This window comes from Falsirhodobacter deserti (genome assembly GCF_004015795.1).
Classification (GTDB): domain Bacteria; phylum Pseudomonadota; class Alphaproteobacteria; order Rhodobacterales; family Rhodobacteraceae; genus Falsirhodobacter; species Falsirhodobacter deserti.
The window spans coordinates 1,952,361-1,970,357 of sequence record NZ_ML137218.1; the positions used below are offsets into that span (position 1 = coordinate 1,952,361).

Genomic DNA, 17,997 nt, shown 5'->3' on the forward strand with positions numbered 1-17,997 from the left:
GTCTGACAAGTCAGCTTTCGCGGAACGCCCGGTCGAAATAGCTGGTCAGCGGATGCAGCAGATATGCCATGGGCGAACGGCTTCCCGTGCGGATGAATGCCTCTGCCGGCATGCCGGGCGTCAGCACCAGCCCCTCGGGCACGGCCAGTTCGATGCGGGCCAGATAAAAGCTGTTTCCCTGATCATCATGCATCGTATCGGGCGTGACCTGGATCACCCGCCCTTCCAGTTCCGGCATGGTCCGTGCCGAAAACGCGGGCAGGACCAGACGCACCGTCTGCCCCGCCCACACCTCGTCCACATTCAGGGGCGGGATGCGCGCCTGCACAAATAGGGGGTCATCCTGCGGAACGATCTCCAGCAGCGGCTCTGCCGGTTTCAGCACGGCCTTGGGGCTGATAGTCAGGCCCAGCACCCTTCCCGCGATCGGCGCCCGGACTTCCAGCCGCGCGATCCGCTCCGACAGGGCGCGGCGGCGTTCGGCAAGCTCCCCCCGCTGGTGTTCGATGTCGCGCAGCCGGGAAATAGCCTCCTCGCGCCGCTGCGAGGCTAGGCCCAGCGCCTGCAGCCTGTATTCGCTGATCCGGCCACGGGCCTCGGCTTCCCGGGCGGCAAGGGCCCCCATCTCTCCCTCAAGGCGGGCCTCCTCGCGTTCAAGCGCGCGCACGCGGGCCCGCTGCGTCAGCCCCTGCTTCAGAAGTTCGCGCTGATCGGCCAGATCGTCGGCCACAAGTTCTGCCTGCCGCCGCCCCGCCTCTTTCTGGGCAAGGATACCGGTAATCTGATCGGCCACCTGTGCCTCGCGCCGTGAAAGCTGGTCAAGCTGCGCGGCCAGCGTATCGGCGCGGGCCGAGAACAGCGCGCGCTGGCCGGACATGACCTTCGCATCGGTCAGTTCAGCAGGAAAGACCACGGTGGCGGCGCCGTCCCGCTCTGCCTCCAGCCGGGCGCGGCGGGCGGTAAGTTCCGTCCATTTGCCCTGAACGACAGCATGTTCGAACCGCAGGTCCGCCCCGTTAAGGCGAACCAGAAGATCGCCCGCCTGCACCGCCTGCCCTTCCAGAACGGCAACATGATCCACCACGCCGCCATCGGGATGCTGGACCAGCTGGCGGTTCTGCGTCACCCGGATCTCGGCCGGGGCAACCACCGCGCCATCGATGCGGGCGAGCATTGCCCACGCCCCGAAACCCGCGACCAGCAAGGCCAGCACGCCAAGGCCGAACAGGACGGGCGTCCTTATGGCGAAGGTCATGCCGCCCCCCTTTCGTGCAGGATGTCGCTATGGTTGCGCACCATCTGGCGCAGGATCGCCTCGCGCGGGCCGATGGCGCGCATGATGCCGCCTTCCAGCACCATAAGCCGTTCGCAATCGCGGATCGCGGCCGGGCGGTGCGTGATGACCAGTGCCGCCCCGCCCCGCGCCTTCAACGTGCGCAGGGCCGAGTGCAGCGCCTCCGTCCCCGCGGCATCAAGGCTGGCGTTCGGTTCGTCCAGCAGCAGCAGCACCGGATCGCCGTAAAGGGCGCGGGCAAGACCGATGCGCTGGATCTGCCCGCCGGAAAGCTGCGTCCCGATGGCCGAGATGCGCGTGTCATAGCCCTGCGGCAGCGCAAGGATCATCTCATGCGCGGCGGCGCGGCGGGCGGCGGCCACAACCTGATCGGAATCCGGTGCATCCAGCCGCGCGATGTTTTCCGCCACCGTTCCGTCAAGCAGCGTTACCCGTTGCGGCAGATACCCAAGATGCCGGCCCAGCACATCGCCGTCATACTGATCCAGCGCCGCACCGCCCAGCCGGACGTGCCCCGTCTGGGCCGGCCATGTCCCGACCAGCGCACGGATCAATGACGTCTTGCCCGCGCCTGAATCGCCGATCACGCCCAGCGCCTCGCCCGGGATCAAATCGAACCCGATGCCGCGCAGAACGGGAGCGGACGCACCGGGCGGAACGACCGTCAGATCCCGCACCTCAAGCCGCGCTTCTGGGCGCGGAAGCGAAAGGCGCGGAACGGGCGGGGGTTCTTCGGCCAGAAACCGGCCCAGCCGCGTCCAGCCTTCGCGGGCCCGCATCACCGCGCCCCAATGGCCGATGATCGTCTCTATCGGCGTCAGGGCCTTTCCCATCAGGATGGAGGTCGCGATCATCACCCCGGCCCCAACTTCGTGCTGCAACACCAGCCATGCCCCAAGGCCCAGCATTCCCGATTGCAGCATCAGCCGCAGCGTCCGCGTCAACAAGGCGAACGCGCCGGTGATTGCCCCGCCTTCCACCCCGCGCACCAGCCCTGCCAGACGCGCCTGCTGCCAGCGCGCCAGAACCGCGCCGCGCATGCCCAGCGCGCGCACAACCTCGGAATCCGCCAGCATCGCCTGGGCCATCCGCTCGGCCTCGGCATTCAGGCGCGACGCCCCGGCTGCTGGGCGTTCAGCCATCCGCCGGTTCAAAAGCGTCAGCGCCACAAGAACCGCGCCGCCTCCCACCGCCAGCGCCCCAAGCGCCGGATGAAACACGAAGATCAGCGCCGCAAAGAACGGCGTCCATGGCAGATCGAACATCGCCAGCATCGCGGGCGAGGCGAACAGACGCTGCACAGCCTCAAGATCCGCCGAGGCCGCACGCGCGGGCAAATGATCGGGATCGCGCGACAGCCGCCGCAGGGCGGCGCGGAACACGCGCGTATCCAGCGCCTGCTGAACCCGCGCGCCCAGCATCAGCATGATTCGACCACGCACCGCATCCAGCAGGCCCATCATTGCAAACAGGCCACAGGCCAGAAGCGACAGCGCCATCAGCGTTTCCGCAGAACGTGCCGCCAGAACGCGATCATACACCTGCATCATGTAAAGCGGGCCAGTCAGCATCAACACGTTGCAAACGCATGAGAAAATTGCGACTGCCGCGAAGGCGCCCCTTGACTGGCGCAGCGCCTGCCGCAGTTCGGGCGGCCCGCTTCTTGCTGTCATTGCTGCCATGATGCGCTTCGCCCCCAATCCTTCGGACGTTGTCATCGCCGGTCGAGCCGAATATGGCATGAGCATATGGCGGTGACATTCTGTCACGACTTCATGAGGGATTGGTAGGACATGGCCATTAAGAAAGCATTGCTTCGGCTGCCGATGATGGCCGCCATCTCGGGACTTGCGCTGCTTGCCGCCTGCGGGCCCGCGCCGCACGCAACCGGCACCGCCGATCCGCAGGAAGAGGTGAACCGCCAGCGCCACAACTTCAACAAGGGCGTCGACCGCCACGTGTTGCGCCCGGTTTCGCACACCTATGGCCATGTGCCCGGCCCCATCCGCACCGGCGTGTCCAACTTCGCCGAAAACCTTGAACTGCCAAGCGACGTGGTCAATGGCGTGCTTCAGGGCCGCCCGGGCAACGCACTTCAGAACACGGGCCGCTTCCTCGTCAACTCCACCATCGGGATCCTGGGCATCTTCGATCCGGCAAGCCACATCGGCATGCCCGCCAGGAAAACGGATTTCGGCGAAACGCTTTACACATGGGGCGTGGGAGAAGGCGTTTACGTTGAAAACCTGTTCTTCGGCCCGTCGACCGAACGTGACACCTGGGGCAAGATCGTGGACCAGATCGCCAACCCGCTGCACTTCCTGCTCGACAGTCCGGAAACCGGCTATACCACCGTCGCCAAGGGCGGCGAGGTACTGGATAAGCGCTACACCTATTCCGGTGCGTTCGATGACATCCTATATGACAGCGCGGACAGCTACTCGCAGGCCCGCCTCGCCTATCTCCAGAACCGGCGCTACACGCTGGAACAGAATGCGGGGGTTTCGGGAACTTCGGGCGGCGACGACGGGTTTATCGACCCATACGCCGACGCGTCCGGTGACGGGGCAGCCGCCCCGGCACCCGCTGATTTCATCGATCCCTACGAGGATGCCAATGCGCAATGATCTGACTTTCGCCCCCGCCCTGAGCCGCCGCGCGGTTACCGCCGGTCTGGCTGCGGGTGCCTGCTTCGTGGCGATGCCCTCGATGTCGCTTGCACAGGGCGGCGCCGATGCTGCCCGCCGCGCTGTTGAACAGGCCGTGGCCGATGTGAACCGCATCATCGCCTCGGGCCAGTCGCAACAGCAGATGTATGCTGATTTCGAACGGGTCTTCGCCACCTATGCCGATGTGGCGACCATTGCGCGTTCGACGCTTGGCGTTGCCGCACGGCAGGCCACGGCCGCGCAGCTGCAAGCCTATACGCAGGCCTATCAGGGCTATGTCTCGCGCAAGTATGGTCGCCGGTTCCGCGAATTCGTGGGTGGCCAGATCGAGGTGACGGGCGTCCGCCCGATCAAAAGTTATTACGAGGTTGTCTCGACCGCCTATACGCGCGGCAACTCGCCCGCCGATGTGCGCTGGCACGTGTCCACCAACAGCGGCAGCCCGAAGTTCTTCAACATCATCATCCAGGGCGTGAACATGCTCGCATCCGAGCGGACCGAGGTGCAGGCCATCCTCGATCAGCAGGGCGGCAGCATCGACCGGCTGACGCAGGCGCTTCGCAGCGCCTGATCGCCCTGCCGCGTTCGTGCAAAGGAAAAGGCGCCCCGCGGGGCGCCTTTTTTTTCATGCCTGTCTTATCCGCCGAAGGCGCGCATGACATCGTTTATGATCCGTTCGGCAACGTTCGGCTCCTGCCGCTGCCGTTGCGGCTGCGGCTGGGGCTGCGCTTCGGCCACGGGCGCGTTTGTAGGGGCTGCCGGCGGGGTACGGGGTTCGGGCACGATCTTGCGCAGCGGCTCCTTCGGGGTACCCTGCTCCACCCGCGTCATCACCTCGCGCCAGATGTCGGCAGGAAGCCCCCCGCCCGTGGTGCCTTTCAGCGGCGTGTTGTCGTCATATCCCATCCAGACGCCAACCACGTAATCGGCGGTGAAACCCACGAACCACGCATCCCGCGCGGCCTGCGTGGTACCGGTCTTGCCTGCCGCCTCGCGCCCGTCGGGCAGACGGGCCCGGCGACCGGTCCCGTTCTCGATCACCTGCGTCATCATGTAGGTCAGCAGCTGCGCGGCCTCGTCCGAGATGACACGTTCGCCCATGCCGCCTTCCTGCCCCATCAGCGGCGCGTCGTCGCCCCGCAGGCGCAGGCTGGTCAGGCCATAGGGTTCGACCGACATGCCGCCGTTCAGGATGCCGGCATAAGCGCCCGTCATTTCCAGCAGGGTCGCTTCGGACACCCCCAGCGCCAGCGAGGGGCTGTTCACGAGGTTGGAATGGATGCCGAACTTCTGCGCAACATCAATCACCTTTTCGCGGCCGACCGCCTCGGACACGCGCACCGCAGGAATGTTCAGCGAATGGGCCAGCGCATGCGTCAGCGTCACCACACCGCTGAAGGTGTGGTCATAGTTCGAGGGCGTCCATGGTCCCGATCCGGGAATGTTCAGCGTGAAGGGTTTGTCCTCCACGAAATCGGCCGGGCTAAATCCGGCATCCATCGCAGCGGCATAAACGAAGGGCTTGAAGGCCGAACCCGTCTGCCGCCGCGCCTGAACCGCACGGTTGAATGATCCCGCGGGGGCCACAGTGCGCCCGCCGACCATCGCGCGCACCGCGCCATCGGCCGACATCACGATGACCGCCGTTTGCGCCTTGGACCCTTCGCTGACCTTTTCCTTGAAAATCTGCGTCACCGCATCCTGAGCCGCGCGCTGGATGCGCTGGTCCATGGTGGTGTTGATGATCACATCCTCGGTCGTGTCGCGCGTCAGGAAATCGGGGCCCGACTCCATCAGCCAGTCGGCAAAGAACCCGCCCGAACGGTCATTGGCCGCGCCCGAAAGCTGCGCCGGATGCGACCTCGCATACTGCGCCTGCTCGGCGGTAAGATAGCCCTGCTCCTCCATCAGACCGACAATCACATTCGCGCGGTCGATGGCACGCTGAAGGTTGTTCGTCGGCGCGTAATAGGACGGCGCCCGCAGAAGGCCCGCAAGCATCGCCGCCTCGGCCGGATCGACATTGCGCGCCGACTTGCCGAAATACCGTTCGGCAGCAGCCTCGAACCCGCGGGCACCCGCGCCAAGATAGACGCGATTGAAATAGATGGTCAGGATGTCGGCCTTGGAATACTTGGCCTCCATCGCCAGTGCGTAGGGCACTTCCTTGATCTTGCGCCACAGGGTGGTGGTGCGGCAGTCGGCCTCGTATTCCGCTTCGGTCGCCCAGCGAGAGGCGTCGTATTCCACGCCTAGGCACAGAAGCTTGGCCACCTGCTGCGTGATGGTGGACCCGCCATTGCCATCGAACGGACCGCGCCCCGCGCGCAGGTTGATCGCCACCGCCGACGCAATGCCGCGCGGGCTGACGCCGAAGTGGCGATAAAAGCGCCGATCCTCGGTCGCGACGACGGCATTGCGCAGGTTTTCCGACGCATCCTCGGATCGCAGGGTGCCGCCATAGGTTTCGCCGCGCCACGCAAAGGTGGCCCCTTCCCTGTCCAGCATCGTCACGGATCCGCGCACCCGCGCATCCAGCAGATCGTTCACCTGTGGCAGCGTGGAGGCGAAATACAGCGTCGCCCCGCCCAAAAGAACAGCCAGCACGAACGCGCCGCGCCATGCCACGCCCCAGACCACGCGGCGGATCAGCGTCAGAAGGCCGATGATCAGGGCCATGACCGGATTGCGCCGCGGCCGCTTTGGCGGTTTGCGACGCGGTGCGGGCTTGCGCGGCCCGCCACCATTGCCGCCGTTTCCAGCGCCGGACGCGCCGCGCCCACCGCTTTTCTGCCCATAGCGCCGCTCCGCCACGAGGGGCGTGCGCCTTGTCGGTCCACTCATGCCTGTCTGCCCTTGTCTGCGCCCGAAGTCTTGTTTTGTGGGCGCACCATAGCGGCAAACCTCAAGGATGTTTAGGCCAACTTCTTGCAGGCGGCGTTCCATCGCCGCCTGCATTTTAGGCAAGCACCCACCCGTTTGGACAAATGAAAGGCCATGCGCTGCACCGGCTGCCTTATCGTTCGGCGGAACATTGTCCGGTGCCTGAAAAAACCGCCTTCTCGTCCTCAGGGGTCCGGCCGGGCCATAATAACAAGGGGATGCACGGGTGAAACTGATCATTGCAGCCATCAAACCGTTCAAGCTGGAGGAGGTCCGCGAAGCCCTGACCGCCATCGGCGTTCGCGGGATGATGGTCACGGAAATCAAGGGCTTCGGCTCGCAGTCGGGACATACGGAAATCTATCGCGGTGCCGAATATGCGGTGAACTTCGTTCCCAAGGTCCGTCTGGAAATCGTCGTGACCGACGCGCTGGCCGAACAGGTGGTGGAAACGATCCGCATCACCGCCCGCACTGACAAGATCGGCGATGGCAAGATCTTCGTGCTGGACGTGGATCACGCCGTCCGCGTGCGGACCGGCGAATTGAATGACGATGCGCTTTGATCGCGCGACAAGGGGACCGGTTCAAATGAAAGACTTCAAGACAACTATCGGCCTTGCCGCGCTTCTGGCCACGGCCGCGCTGCCCGCGCTGGCGCAAGACGCACCTGCCGCGCCGGAGGCCGCAGCAGCGGTTGCCGTTCCGACCGACGTGGCGTTCATCTTCAACACGCTTCTTTTCCTGATCGGGGGCTTTCTTGTCTTCTGGATGGCGGCCGGCTTTGCCATGCTGGAAGCGGGCCTTGTGCGGTCCAAGAACGTCGCGATGCAGTGCCTGAAGAACATCTCGCTGTTTTCGCTGGCCTGCACGATGTATTACCTTGTCGGCTACAACCTGATGTACCCGCTGGGCAACTGGAGCATCGGCTCCGACGAGACCGGCGGCTATCTTGGCGCCTTCGGGGTGGCCATCCTTGAAGCGGTGGGCGTGACGTCCGATGCGGTCGACGACTATTCCTATGCCTCCACGGGTTCGGACTTCTTCTTCCAGGTGATGTTCTGCGCCACCACGGCCTCCATCGTGTCGGGCGCACTGGCCGAACGCATCCGCCTTTGGCCCTTCCTGATCTTCACCGCCATCCTGACGGCGCTGATCTACCCGATCCAGGCCTCGTGGAAATGGGGCGGCGGGTTCCTTGACGCGGCCGGCTTCATGGATTTCGCAGGATCCACCGTGGTTCACTCGGTCGGTGGCTGGGCTGCGCTGGCGGGTGCCATCATCCTTGGGCCGCGCCTTGGCAAATACGCGCAGGGCCGCGTGGTGGCCTTCCCCGGCTCCAACCTGACGCTGGCGACACTGGGCACCTTCATCCTGTGGCTGGGCTGGTTCGGGTTCAACGGCGCTTCGCAGCTTGCGATGGGCACGATCAGCGACGTCGCCGATGTCAGCCGCGCCTTCGCCAACACGAACGCCGCCGCCGCGGGTGGTGCATTGGCCGCGCTTGCCATGACGCAGATCATGTACAAGAAGGTCGACCTGACGATGGTGCTGAACGGGGCGCTGGCCGGCCTCGTCTCCATCACAGCGGAACCGCTGTACCCCACGCTTGGCGGGGCGATCCTGATCGGCGCCGTCGGCGGCATCCTGGTCGTGCTGACCGTTCCGCTGCTGGATCGCGTCAAGATCGACGACGTGGTAGGTGCGATCCCCGTGCACCTTGTCTGCGGCATCTGGGGCACGCTGGCTGTCGTGTTCTCCAACCCTGATGCGACGCTTGGGGCGCAGCTGATGGGCATCGTGATCGTGGGCATCTTCGTCTTCGTCGTGTCGGCCATCGTGTGGCTGATCCTGCGCGCCACCACCGGCCTGCGGGCAACAGCGGAAGAAGAAACGCTGGGCTTCGATAAGGCCGAACTGGGTCTGGAAGCCTATCCGGAGTTCACGAAGCTCTGATCTCCCCAAAGGAAAGTGCCTTGAAAGCCCCGCCACCGGCGGGGCTGTTTGTCAAAGAACAGCGGCGATCGCCTTGGCAACAACGGGAATGCTGTCGCGGCTCAGCCCGGCCACGTTGATCCGGCTGTCATCCAGCATGTAAACGCCGTGCCGGTCCCGCAGCGCCTGCGCCTGCGCCACTGTCAGCCCAAGGCGAGAGAACATTCCCCGATGTTCGGCCACAAAGCCGAAGCGGTCAGTCTGGCAGGCGTCCCGCAGGGCCACGGCCAGCCCCCCGCGAAGCGCGATCATGCCGGTGCGGATCTCCTCCAGTTCGGCCCGCCAGTCGGCGGCAAGCGCGGGATCGTCCAAGATGGTCGAAACCACGCGCGCCCCGTGATCGGGCGGGAACGAAACGGTCAGCCGGTTCACCGCCGCAAGATTGTCCTGCACCAGCGCGCGATCCCCACCCACCGCCAGCAGTACCCCCGCCCGCTCGCGATAGATCCCGAAATTCTTGGAGCAGGAGGCCGCAACCAGCACCTCCGGCAGCCGCTGCGCCAGAAGGCGCGTGGGCAGCGCATCCTCCTCCAGCCCGTCGCCAAACCCCTGATAGGCCAGATCCACCAGCGCCGGCGCGCCTGCCCGTTCCAGCACCGCCGCCACCTCGGCCCACTGGGCCAGCGACAGGTTCGCGCCGGTGGGGTTGTGGCAGCAGCCATGCAGCAGCACGACATCACCCGCCTTCACCCGCGCCAGATCCTCCAGCATCCCCGGCACGTCCAGCCCGCCCGTCGCCGCATCGAAATAGCGATATCGGGCGCGCCGCAGCCCCATATGGTCTATGATCGCGGGATGGTTCGGCCATGTCGGGTCCGACAGCCAGATCGTGACATGCGGCGAGGCTGCGCGGATCAGCTCCAGCGCCTGCCGCAGCGCACCGGTTCCGCCCACGGTGGCAATGGCCGCCCCCGTTTCCGCACCAAGGATCAGGCGCCGCATGCCCGACAGGAACGCGCCGTCACCCGCCATGGCGGTATAGACCTTCGTTTCCTGACGTTCCCAAACCAGCCGCTCGGCGCTGCGCACGGCGCGCATGACGGGGGTGCGGCCTTTGGCATCCTTGTAAACGCCTACGCCCAGATCAACCTTCACGGGGCGCGGATCGTCCCGGAAGGCCTGCATCAGGTGCAGGATCTTGTCCGCAGGCTGCGGTTTCAGGTTTTCAAACATCGCCCGTCTCCACCGGCAGGTCGGCGCGGCCGCCCCATTCGGTCCATGAACCATCGTAAAGCGCGTGATCGCGATGGCCCAGCCGTTCCAGCGCAAGGCTCAGCACCGCCGCCGTGATGCCCGACCCGCAAGAGGTGATCACAGGCCGCTCCAGATCGATTCCGGCGGCCACAAAGGCTTGCCGCAGGTCCTCCACCGGCTTCATCGTGCCGTCAGGGTTCAGAAGCTGGCCAAAGGGCAGATTGCGCGATCCGGGAATATGACCGGTGCGCAGACCGGGGCGCGGTTCGGGCGCCTCGCCGCGGAAGCGGGCGGCAGCGCGGGCATCGACGACCTGCGCCCGCCCCTCGGCCACCTGCTCGGCCGTGCGAATGCGCGCGGGCTGCGGGATGGGGGTTACGGCCTCGGCCAGCGGCTGCGGCACTTCGGTTGTCAGCGGACGCCCTTCGGCCTGCCATTTCGGCAGTCCGCCATCCAGCACGGCCACCGCGTCATGGCCCATCAGGCGGAACAGCCACCAAACCCGCGCCGCAGACCGCACGCCCGAGGCGTCGTAGACCACGACCTGTGTCGCCCCGCCGATGCCCATGGCACCGATCGCGGCCCCGAACATCTCGGCAGACGGGGCCATGTGCGGCAAGTGGCTGTCGGCGCTGATGGCATCAATATCGAAGAACCGTGCGCCGGGGATGTGGCCAGCCCCATATTCGGCGGCGGGATCGCGCCCTTCGGCGGGCATGTGCCACGATCCGTCCAGCACAACGACATCATCCAGATGCGCGGCCAGCCAGTCGGTGGAAACAAGGGTAAGGGGATCGTCGGTCATGGGGGCACCTCCGCCCCCTTGGTTACGCGCCCGTCAGCCCTGCTTCAAGAGCCGCTGCTTCTGGCGGTTCCAGTCCCGCTTGGCCGCGGTTTCCCGCTTGTCGGCCACCTTCTTGCCCTTGGCGATGCCGATGCGGATCTTCACCACGCCACGATCGTTGAAATACATCCGCAGCGGCACCAGCGTCATGCCTTCGCGCTTCGTTGCGTTCCACAACCGGGCCAGTTCCTTGCGACTGACCAGCAGCTTGCGCTTCCGCCGCTCCTCGTGGCCCCAGGTCTTGGCCTGAAGATAGGGCGCGACATATCCGTTGATCAGCCAAAGCTCCCCGTCCTCGACGCTGGCATAGCTTTCGGCGATGTTCGAGCCGCCCTGACGCAGGGACTTCACCTCGGATCCAAGCAGCATGATCCCTGCCTCAAGATCATCCTCGATGGCGTAATCGAACCGCGCACGGCGGTTCTCGGCGATCAGCTTGCTGTTTGGATCGGATTTTTTCATCGGGCAGAGATAGGGGCCACGGGGCCTTTCGTCCAGATCAGTTCAAAATGCCGGCATGGCGCATGGCGGCATCGATCCGCGCCTTCACGCCGTCCGAAACGCCAACCAGCGGCAGGCGCACCTCGTCCTCGCACCGGTCCAAACACGACAGGGCGTATTTCGCCCCCGCAAGGCCGGGTTCAAGGAAGATCGCCTCGTGCAGGGGCATCAGGCGATCCTGATAGGCCAGCGCCTTGGCATAATCGCCGGCAAGCGTCGCCGCCTGGAATTCGGCGCAAAGGCGCGGGGCGACGTTCGCGGTCACGCTGATGCAGCCAACGCCGCCATGTGCGTTGAAGCCAAGCGCGGTCGCATCTTCGCCCGAAAGCTGCACGAAATCCGGCCCGCAGGTGATGCGTTGCTGGCTGACGCGTTCCAGCTTGCCGGTCGCATCCTTCACACCGATGATTCGGGGCAGCTTTGCCAGCTCTCCCATCGTTTCGGGGCTCATATCCACGACAGAACGGCCGGGGATGTTGTAGATGATGATCGGCAGGTCGCAGCTGTCATGCAGCGCGCGGTAATGGGCGATCATGCCCGCCTGCGTGGGCTTGTTGTAATAGGGTGTGACGACCAGCGCCGCATCCGCCCCCGCGTCCTGCGCGTAACGGATCAGGCCAATCCCCTCCACGGTGGAGTTGGAGCCGGCTCCGGCGATCACGGGCACGCGGCCGGCCGCGTATTCCACCACCGCAGCGATCACGGTGCGGTGTTCATCATGGGTCAGGGTGGGGCTTTCGCCCGTCGTGCCCACCGGCACCAACGCCGAGGATCCTTCGGCGATCTGCCAATCCACGAGCTTCTTCAGCGTATCCAGATCCAGGGCGCCGTCCTTGAACGGCGTCACGAGGGCAGGAATGGACCCCTTGATCATGACACGCTTCTCCTGTGCGAAATGCGGATTCGTCCGCCGTCATCTGGCGTCTTACGCGCGTGGCAGCGCTTTGCCAAGCTGGCGGCTTCTTGAGTTGTGGCATCGCCTGCGCTTTGGCAGGATGCCGTCATGAAACGCGCCCTGCTTCTATCCGCCTGCCTGATGCTGCCCCTGCCCGCCTTCGCCGAGGACGGGCTGGCCGCGGCCCTTGCCCTTGCCGCGCGACATGACTGGACCGAAGCGGCCCGCGTCGTGAACAGCGACGTGGCCCGCGACATCGTGGAATGGCAGCGCCTGCGGGCGGGCGAAGGCACCGCCGCCGAGTATGAGGATTTCCTGACCCGCCGCCCCGACTGGCCGGGCCTGCCGCTGCTGCAAAGAAAGGGCGAAGGCGCGATTGCCACCTCGGGGGATGCGGGCCGCATCATCACCTTCTTCGCCGCCCTGCCCCCGCAAACGGCGAAAGGGGCAATAGCCCTGTCCCGCGCCTATCTTGCAACGAACCGCGCCCCCGAAGCGCAGGCCGAGGCGGAGCGGGCATGGCGCGATCTGTCCCTTTCCGCCGAGGAACAGACCGAACTTTCGCAGATGTATCCCGTGCCGCTGGCGGGGCTGGACATCCCGCGCACCGACCGCCTTTTATGGGACGGCGCGCGGGCCGAGGCAGAGCGGATGATCCCGCGCCTTTCCATGGGCTGGCAGGCGCTGGCACGGGCGCGGATCGCCCTGCGCGCCGATGAACAGGGCGTGGATGACCTGATCCATGCGGTGCCCGAACAGCTTGCCGATGATCCCGGCCTTGCCTTCGAACGCTTTGCATGGCGGATGCGGCGTGGCTTTTACGAAACCGCCGCCGAACTGATGCTTGAACGCAGCGGCAGCGCCGAAACGCTGGGCCTTCCGGAAAAATGGGCGCCCCGCCGCATCTATCTCGTGCGCGAGTTTCAGGACAGCGATCCCGATCTGGCCTATCGCCTCGCCTCCTCGCACCACCTGACAGAAGGCGGAAGCTTTGCCGATCTGGAATTTCTGGCCGGCCATATCGCCCTGCGCAAGCTGAACCGTCCCGCCGAGGCGCTGGAACATTTCCGCCATCTGGAAACCGGCGTCGGCACCGCCATCAGCCTGTCACGCGCGCTTTACTGGCAGGGCCGCGCACAAGAGGCGATGGGCAATTTCGATGCGGCGATGAACACGTTCCGCAAAGCGGCCGACCACTCCTCGGCCTATTACGGGCTGCTTGCTGCCGAGAGGCTGGGCCTGACCACAGATCCCGCACTTCTGGCGCAGGATCACGCCCCCGACTGGCACGGCGCGACCTTCACAACATCCTCGGTCTTTCAGGCGGCGCAGCTGCTTCTGGCGGCGGGGGATTTCCAGCTTGGCCGCCGCTTCATCCTGCATCTGGCCGAATCGCAGGATGCCACCGGCCTTGCCCAGCTTGCCGACATGGCGCTGGAAACCGGGGAACCGAACATCGCCCTTGGCGTGGCCAAAATGGCCGCCTATCGCGGGATCATCCTGCCTGCCGCCTATTACCCCGTGCCCGATCTGGTGCCCGAGGGGCTGCCGGTGACCCGGGCCTTCGCCCTTGCCATTTCCCGCCGCGAATCCGAATTCGATCCGGCGGTTATCAGCCCCGCAGGGGCACGCGGGCTGATGCAGGTTATGCCGGAAACCGCGCGCCGCTTGGCCGCAGGCCTTGGGGCCGACCATGACCGCGCGCGCCTGACCACCGATCCGGCATGGAACGTCACGCTCGGTTCCACCTACCTTGCGCAGATGATCGAAATCTTCGGCCCGTCGGTGGCGCTGGTCGCCTCGGGTTACAATGCGGGGCCGGGCCGCCCTGCCCAGTGGATCGAAAGGCTGGGCGATCCGCGTGATCCGCAGGTGGACGTGGTGGACTGGGTGGAAGCGATCCCCTTTGCCGAAACGCGAACCTATGTGCAGCGCGTGGTGGAATCGCTGGTCATCTATCGCGCGAAACTGGCCGGGACCCCCATCCCCGTCCGCGTCACGGACGAGCTACGGGGGTAGGCGCCTCGCCCTTCTTGTCGGCCCGCCACAAGGTGAACAAGCCCGCCGCCACCACGATGCCCGCGCCGATCACGACGTTGGCCGTAAGCGATTCGCCCAGAAACGCCACGCCAATGATCGACGCCCAGACAAGCTGCAGGAACGAAAACGGCTGGATCGCGCTCGCCTCGGCATAGTCATAGGCGCGGATCATGCACCAGTGCCCGATGATGCCGGTCACGCACAGCGCGGCCATCCACGGCCAGCTGCCCTCGCTCAGCGGTTCCCAGAACCACAGGCCAAGCATGGTGATGGCCACGGCCCCCGATGTGCCGGCCCAGAAAAAGCTGACCGCCGCGCCGTCCTCGGCCGCGACATAGCGGGTCAGCAGGCCGTAAAGCGCAAACAGCAGCGCCGCCGCAAAGGGCAGCACCGACCACAGCGACAGCACCCCGCCCCCCGGCTGCAGGATCACCAGCACCCCCACAAGGCCCACCGCAACCGCCGTCCAGCGCCGCCAGCCGACATATTCGCCCAGAACCGGCCCCGACAGTGCCGCCACCAGCAAGGGAAAACAGGTGAACACGGCATGGGTCGCCACCAGCCCCAGCTTCACGAAGGCCACGACCATGATGCATATCTCGGCCACCAGCATCACGCCGCGCAGCACCTGGATCACCGGAAAGCGCGGACGCAGCGCCCGCCCCAGCCCGCCGGGCGCCTTCAACGCCAGCGCGACAACGAAGGCGGCAAAGAACCAGTAGCGGATCATCACGATCACGAAGACGTTGTTCGTCTCGCCCAGGTGCCTGGACAAGGCATCCTGCACAGAGAAAACCAGCGTGGCGGCGATCATGCAGGCGATGCCTTTGCGCGTGTCGGGTCGGGTCATTCCTGCTCCTTGCGGTATCCGGTACTCATGTGTCGTTTGGTGCCGAAGCCGGGCTGGCGGCTGACGGCGAAGCCTGCCGCTTCCAGCGACCGGCGTACATGGCCTGCGGCAGTATAAGTGGCAAAGGTGCCGCCCGCGCAGGTGTGCCGCCCCACCTCGTCCAGCAGGTCTTCGGCCCACATCTCGGGGTTCTTTGCGGGGGAAAAGCCGTCCAGAAACCACGCATCCGCCACACCCGCCCAAGGGCGAAGGGTTTCGCGCACATCGCCCACGATCACCTCGGCCTCCAGATCGTCCAGAACGATCCGGCGCGCGCCCGCCTCCCACTGGGCTAGGATGGGCGCGGCGATCTGCTGCACTTCGGGAAAGGCGGCATGGGCGCGGGCCATGTCATCGGCGCGCATCGGAAATCCCTCGAACGAGGTGAAGCGCAGCTTCCCTGCCACACCCGCCGCCCGCCATGCCATCAGCGCCGCCAGCAGGTTCAGGCCGGTGCCAAAGCCGAGTTCGGCGATATGGAACCCGTCGCGAAAGCGGGCGGGCAAGCCGTTGCCGTCCAGAAACACGTGCCGCGTTTCCGCCAGCCCGCCGGTCAACGAGAAATAGGGATCGTCGAAGCGGGTGGATACCGGGATTGTCCCGTCCCGCCAGTCAAGCTCTGCCTGCATGGGTGGCCTCCGTCCTGCCTTCCATGCGCCTGCCGGAAGGGAAGCGCAACCTCTGGCCGCGCGCCTGCCCGTGACGTATGAAGCCGCCATGCAACCAGATCTTGTCATCCACGGGGCCGGCATCTTCGGCCTGTCCATCGCCTGGGAAGCCACCCGCCGCGGCGCGCGTGTGATCGTTGCCGATCCGCATGGCGTCGGCGCGGGGGCATCGGGGGGCGTTGTCGGGGCTTTGGCACCGCATGTGCCGGAAAACTGGAACGAAAAGAAAGCCTTTCAACTCTCCAGCCTTCTGATGGCGGGCGCCTTCTGGGCAGGGGCCGAGGAGGCTTCGGGCCTTCCCTCCGGCTATGCCCGCACCGGCCGGCTGCAACCCTTGGCCGATGACGCGGCGGTAACGCTGGCCCGCCAGCGGTGCGAAGGCGCAAGGGCCCTGTGGCAGGGCGAGGCTGTCTGGACCGTTCGCCCCGCCCAAGGTGGGTGGGAACCGCCCTCCCCCACGGGCCTGCTGGTGGAGGATACGCTGAGCGGGCGCATCCAGCCGCGCATGGCGCTGGCCGCGCTGGCGGGGGCGATCCGCGCCAAGGGCGGCCGGATCACCGATGAGGCAGAAAGCACGCCTGCGATATGGGCCACGGGCGCTGCGGGCCTGCATGATCTGTCCGCTGCGCTTGGCCGCAACGTGGGCACCAGCATCAAGGGTCAGGCGCTGGTGCTGCGGCACGAGGCGCGGACCCTGCCGCAGCTTTTCGTGGACGGGCTGCATATTGTGCCCCATGCCGATGGAACGGTTGCCATCGGTTCAACGACGGAACGTGACGTGCAGGATCTGGGAACGGATCATCAGCTTGATGCCTTGCATGAAAAGGCGGTTGCAGCGCTGCCGGTGCTGGCCGATGCGCCGGTAGTGGAACGGTGGGCCGGCCTTCGCCCCCGCGCCAGATCGCGTGCCCCGATGCTGGGGGCATGGCCAGACAGGCCGGGACATTTCATTGCCAATGGCGGCTTCAAGATCGGCTTTGGCATGGCGCCGAAGGTGGCGCAGGTGATGGTCGATCTGGTGCTGGAAGGGCGGGACGCGATCCCAGGCGGCTTCCGCGTCAGCGACAGTTAAAGATCCAGATCCACCCAGACCGGCCAGTGCGAGGAAGCGTCGCGCGCCTCCTCCGCCTCGGTCAGGCCCGCGCCAAGGACCGCAAGACCCGCCATCGGCAGCACGTAATCCAGCCGCAACCCGCCCGTGCGGTCATATTGGGCGGTGTGCAGGGCCGGATCACCCCGCGTGTTGCCATCGCGGATGGAACCTTGCGGTCGCGGATCCGTCAGCGTGGGATGATGCAGCAGGCGCAGGATGCCATCGGCCAGCCCGTCGCCATCCTCGGGGTCGGCATTGGCATCGCCCAGCACCACGAAAGGTGGCGCGGGCGGATCGAAGGGAAGCCGCCCCTCGATCAGGTTTGCCCAGAACACAAGCTCGTCATGGTTGCGGCGGCCGTTCCGATCTTCGGGCCCGTCAAAGACCGGCGGCGTGGCGTGGAAGGTCAGCAGCCGCAGCACGGTGCCGGAAGGAAGCTGCACCGGCACCTCCCAATGGGCGACGGAGGACAAGCGCTGCACACGCTTCGCCTCCGCCGTCATGCCATCGAACAGAAGGGCATCCGGCTGATCGGCCCAAAGCAGATCCGAAAAATCGCGCACCTGATCGGTCAGGATCGGATGGCGCGACAGGACGGCAGTTCCCCCGTCGCCGGCGAAAAAGCCGAAACCCTGCGCATCCCCTGCCCCGCCAAGCCGCCCGTCACCATCCAGATCCAGACCCGTTGCCATGCCGCTGTTCGGCCGACGCGCAAGGCGGTGGGGATAGTCCGTCGCCAACAGATCGGCGAAGGCAGACAGGCCGATGCCTTCCAGATCGTAATCGATATCCTGCAACACGATCACATCGGCGCGGGTGGCATCCACCATGGCCGCCGCGGCCAGCGCCTGCGGATCGCCCTTCAGGATGTCGCGCAGCATCAGCCCCGGCCCCTTGCGCGACAGGCTGGTGTTGAAGCTGGCCACGCGCACCGGATCGGCCAGGGCCGCCAAGGGAAGGATCAGCAGGATAAGAAAAAGCCCGACACGCATGGTGCCGGGCTATCACATCACGGTTAACGTGCCGTTAAACC

Annotated in this window: 17 protein-coding genes; 6 read left to right on the forward strand and 11 right to left on the reverse strand. The window is 65.9% G+C overall.

Annotated features, from left to right (window positions below):
* Nucleotides 1–10 precede the first annotated feature (10 nt).
* Together JX25_RS09905 and JX25_RS09910 are read right to left on the reverse strand one after the other, a co-directional pair.
* The gene (locus tag JX25_RS09905) at nucleotides 11–1,255 is read right to left on the reverse strand and encodes an HlyD family type I secretion periplasmic adaptor subunit (RefSeq protein ID WP_128254828.1); all 1,245 of its coding nucleotides are present in this window, start codon (nucleotides 1,253–1,255) and stop codon (nucleotides 11–13) included.
* Nucleotides 1,252–2,976, reverse strand: a complete 1,725-nt coding sequence (locus tag JX25_RS09910) for a type I secretion system permease/ATPase (RefSeq protein WP_128254829.1) — start codon at nucleotides 2,974–2,976, stop codon at nucleotides 1,252–1,254. The genes JX25_RS09905 and JX25_RS09910 overlap by 4 nt, the downstream gene beginning before the upstream one ends.
* Nucleotides 2,977–3,087: 111 nt before the next feature.
* Between JX25_RS09910 and JX25_RS09915 the strand changes: the two genes are divergently transcribed.
* Both JX25_RS09915 and JX25_RS09920 read left to right on the forward strand, forming a co-directional pair.
* A complete protein-coding gene (locus tag JX25_RS09915) occupies nucleotides 3,088–3,921 on the forward strand; it encodes an MlaA family lipoprotein (protein WP_128254830.1) in 834 nt (277 codons plus the stop codon).
* A complete protein-coding gene (locus tag JX25_RS09920) occupies nucleotides 3,911–4,534 on the forward strand; it encodes an MlaC/ttg2D family ABC transporter substrate-binding protein (RefSeq protein ID WP_128254831.1) in 624 nt (207 codons plus the stop codon). Before JX25_RS09915 ends, JX25_RS09920 begins: the two co-directional genes overlap by 11 nt.
* Nucleotides 4,535–4,599: 65 nt before the next feature.
* On the opposite strand, the gene JX25_RS09925 is transcribed toward JX25_RS09920, so the two are convergent.
* Nucleotides 4,600–6,642 carry a transglycosylase domain-containing protein gene (locus JX25_RS09925; RefSeq protein WP_241557899.1) on the reverse strand — a complete coding sequence of 681 codons (2,043 nt, stop codon included), beginning with the start codon at nucleotides 6,640–6,642 and terminating at the stop codon, nucleotides 4,600–4,602.
* Nucleotides 6,633–6,761, reverse strand: a complete 129-nt coding sequence (locus JX25_RS15260; protein WP_277750078.1) for a hypothetical protein — start codon at nucleotides 6,759–6,761, stop codon at nucleotides 6,633–6,635. Before JX25_RS15260 ends, JX25_RS09925 begins: the two co-directional genes overlap by 10 nt.
* 311 nt (nucleotides 6,762–7,072) lie before the next feature.
* On the opposite strand from JX25_RS15260, the gene JX25_RS09930 reads away from it, so the two are divergent.
* Entirely contained in the window at nucleotides 7,073–7,411 is a 339-nt protein-coding gene (locus JX25_RS09930) for a P-II family nitrogen regulator (RefSeq protein ID WP_128254833.1), read from the forward strand.
* 25 nt (nucleotides 7,412–7,436) lie between these two features.
* Nucleotides 7,437–8,801, forward strand: a complete 1,365-nt coding sequence (locus JX25_RS09935; protein ID WP_128254834.1) for an ammonium transporter family protein — start codon at nucleotides 7,437–7,439, stop codon at nucleotides 8,799–8,801.
* A 51-nt stretch (nucleotides 8,802–8,852) separates the two neighbouring features.
* Here the strand turns inward: JX25_RS09935 and JX25_RS09940 are convergent, their stop codons facing one another.
* Genes JX25_RS09940 through dapA form a run of 4 tightly spaced genes read right to left on the reverse strand, consistent with a single transcriptional unit; the run spans nucleotide 8,853 to nucleotide 12,253 of the window.
* On the reverse strand, nucleotides 8,853–10,013 hold the full coding sequence (locus tag JX25_RS09940) for an amino acid aminotransferase (RefSeq protein WP_128254835.1): 1,161 nt from the start codon (nucleotides 10,011–10,013) through the stop codon (nucleotides 8,853–8,855).
* A complete protein-coding gene (sseA, locus tag JX25_RS09945; RefSeq protein WP_128254836.1) occupies nucleotides 10,006–10,839 on the reverse strand; it encodes a 3-mercaptopyruvate sulfurtransferase in 834 nt (277 codons plus the stop codon). The genes JX25_RS09940 and sseA overlap by 8 nt, the downstream gene beginning before the upstream one ends.
* A gap of 33 nt (nucleotides 10,840–10,872) precedes the next feature.
* On the reverse strand, nucleotides 10,873–11,340 hold the full coding sequence (gene smpB / locus JX25_RS09950; RefSeq protein WP_128254837.1) for an SsrA-binding protein SmpB: 468 nt from the start codon (nucleotides 11,338–11,340) through the stop codon (nucleotides 10,873–10,875).
* A gap of 37 nt (nucleotides 11,341–11,377) precedes the next feature.
* Complete coding sequence (gene dapA / locus JX25_RS09955) at nucleotides 11,378–12,253, reverse strand: 4-hydroxy-tetrahydrodipicolinate synthase (protein WP_128254838.1); 876 nt, start codon at nucleotides 12,251–12,253, stop codon at nucleotides 11,378–11,380.
* Between the two features lie 129 nt (nucleotides 12,254–12,382).
* On the opposite strand from dapA, the gene JX25_RS09960 reads away from it, so the two are divergent.
* Complete coding sequence (locus JX25_RS09960) at nucleotides 12,383–14,293, forward strand: lytic transglycosylase domain-containing protein (RefSeq protein WP_128254839.1); 1,911 nt, start codon at nucleotides 12,383–12,385, stop codon at nucleotides 14,291–14,293.
* Here the strand turns inward: JX25_RS09960 and JX25_RS09965 are convergent.
* Both JX25_RS09965 and mnmC2 read right to left on the reverse strand, forming a co-directional pair.
* Nucleotides 14,271–15,164: a DMT family transporter gene (locus JX25_RS09965; RefSeq protein ID WP_128254840.1), complete on the reverse strand. Its 894-nt coding sequence runs from the start codon at nucleotides 15,162–15,164 to the stop codon at nucleotides 14,271–14,273. The two genes, JX25_RS09960 and JX25_RS09965, sit on opposite strands and share 23 nt — an antisense overlap.
* Complete coding sequence (mnmC2, locus tag JX25_RS09970) at nucleotides 15,161–15,832, reverse strand: tRNA (5-methylaminomethyl-2-thiouridine)(34)-methyltransferase MnmC2 (RefSeq protein WP_241557900.1); 672 nt, start codon at nucleotides 15,830–15,832, stop codon at nucleotides 15,161–15,163. The genes JX25_RS09965 and mnmC2 overlap by 4 nt, the downstream gene beginning before the upstream one ends.
* 88 nt (nucleotides 15,833–15,920) lie before the next feature.
* Here mnmC2 and JX25_RS09975 point away from each other — a divergent pair, with 88 nt between their 5' ends.
* Nucleotides 15,921–16,943: an NAD(P)/FAD-dependent oxidoreductase gene (locus tag JX25_RS09975; protein WP_128254842.1), complete on the forward strand. Its 1,023-nt coding sequence runs from the start codon at nucleotides 15,921–15,923 to the stop codon at nucleotides 16,941–16,943.
* Here the strand turns inward: JX25_RS09975 and JX25_RS09980 are convergent.
* The gene (locus JX25_RS09980; protein ID WP_206611546.1) at nucleotides 16,940–17,956 is read right to left on the reverse strand and encodes an endonuclease/exonuclease/phosphatase family protein; all 1,017 of its coding nucleotides are present in this window, start codon (nucleotides 17,954–17,956) and stop codon (nucleotides 16,940–16,942) included. The genes JX25_RS09975 and JX25_RS09980 overlap by 4 nt on opposite strands.
* Nucleotides 17,957–17,997: the final 41 nt, after the last annotated feature.

Bases quoted from the DNA above. Each gene is read 5' to 3' on its own strand.
- JX25_RS09905 (WP_128254828.1), bottom strand. From the start codon at position 1,255: ATGACCTTCGCCATAAGGACGCCCGTCCTGTTCGGCCTTGGCGTGCTG.
- JX25_RS09910 (WP_128254829.1), bottom strand. From the start codon at position 2,976: ATGGCAGCAATGACAGCAAGAAGCGGGCCGCCCGAACTGCGGCAGGCG.
- JX25_RS09915 (WP_128254830.1), top strand. From the start codon at position 3,088: ATGGCCATTAAGAAAGCATTGCTTCGGCTGCCGATGATGGCCGCCATC.
- JX25_RS09920 (WP_128254831.1), top strand. From the start codon at position 3,911: ATGCGCAATGATCTGACTTTCGCCCCCGCCCTGAGCCGCCGCGCGGTT.
- JX25_RS09925 (WP_241557899.1), bottom strand. From the start codon at position 6,642: ATGGCCCTGATCATCGGCCTTCTGACGCTGATCCGCCGCGTGGTCTGG.
- JX25_RS15260 (WP_277750078.1), bottom strand. From the start codon at position 6,761: ATGGGCAGAAAAGCGGTGGGCGCGGCGCGTCCGGCGCTGGAAACGGCG.
- JX25_RS09935 (WP_128254834.1), top strand. From the start codon at position 7,437: ATGAAAGACTTCAAGACAACTATCGGCCTTGCCGCGCTTCTGGCCACG.
- JX25_RS09940 (WP_128254835.1), bottom strand. From the start codon at position 10,013: ATGTTTGAAAACCTGAAACCGCAGCCTGCGGACAAGATCCTGCACCTG.
- sseA (WP_128254836.1), bottom strand. From the start codon at position 10,839: ATGACCGACGATCCCCTTACCCTTGTTTCCACCGACTGGCTGGCCGCG.
- smpB (WP_128254837.1), bottom strand. From the start codon at position 11,340: ATGAAAAAATCCGATCCAAACAGCAAGCTGATCGCCGAGAACCGCCGT.
- dapA (WP_128254838.1), bottom strand. From the start codon at position 12,253: ATGATCAAGGGGTCCATTCCTGCCCTCGTGACGCCGTTCAAGGACGGC.
- JX25_RS09960 (WP_128254839.1), top strand. From the start codon at position 12,383: ATGAAACGCGCCCTGCTTCTATCCGCCTGCCTGATGCTGCCCCTGCCC.
- JX25_RS09965 (WP_128254840.1), bottom strand. From the start codon at position 15,164: ATGACCCGACCCGACACGCGCAAAGGCATCGCCTGCATGATCGCCGCC.
- mnmC2 (WP_241557900.1), bottom strand. From the start codon at position 15,832: ATGCAGGCAGAGCTTGACTGGCGGGACGGGACAATCCCGGTATCCACC.
- JX25_RS09975 (WP_128254842.1), top strand. From the start codon at position 15,921: ATGCAACCAGATCTTGTCATCCACGGGGCCGGCATCTTCGGCCTGTCC.
- JX25_RS09980 (WP_206611546.1), bottom strand. From the start codon at position 17,956: ATGCGTGTCGGGCTTTTTCTTATCCTGCTGATCCTTCCCTTGGCGGCC.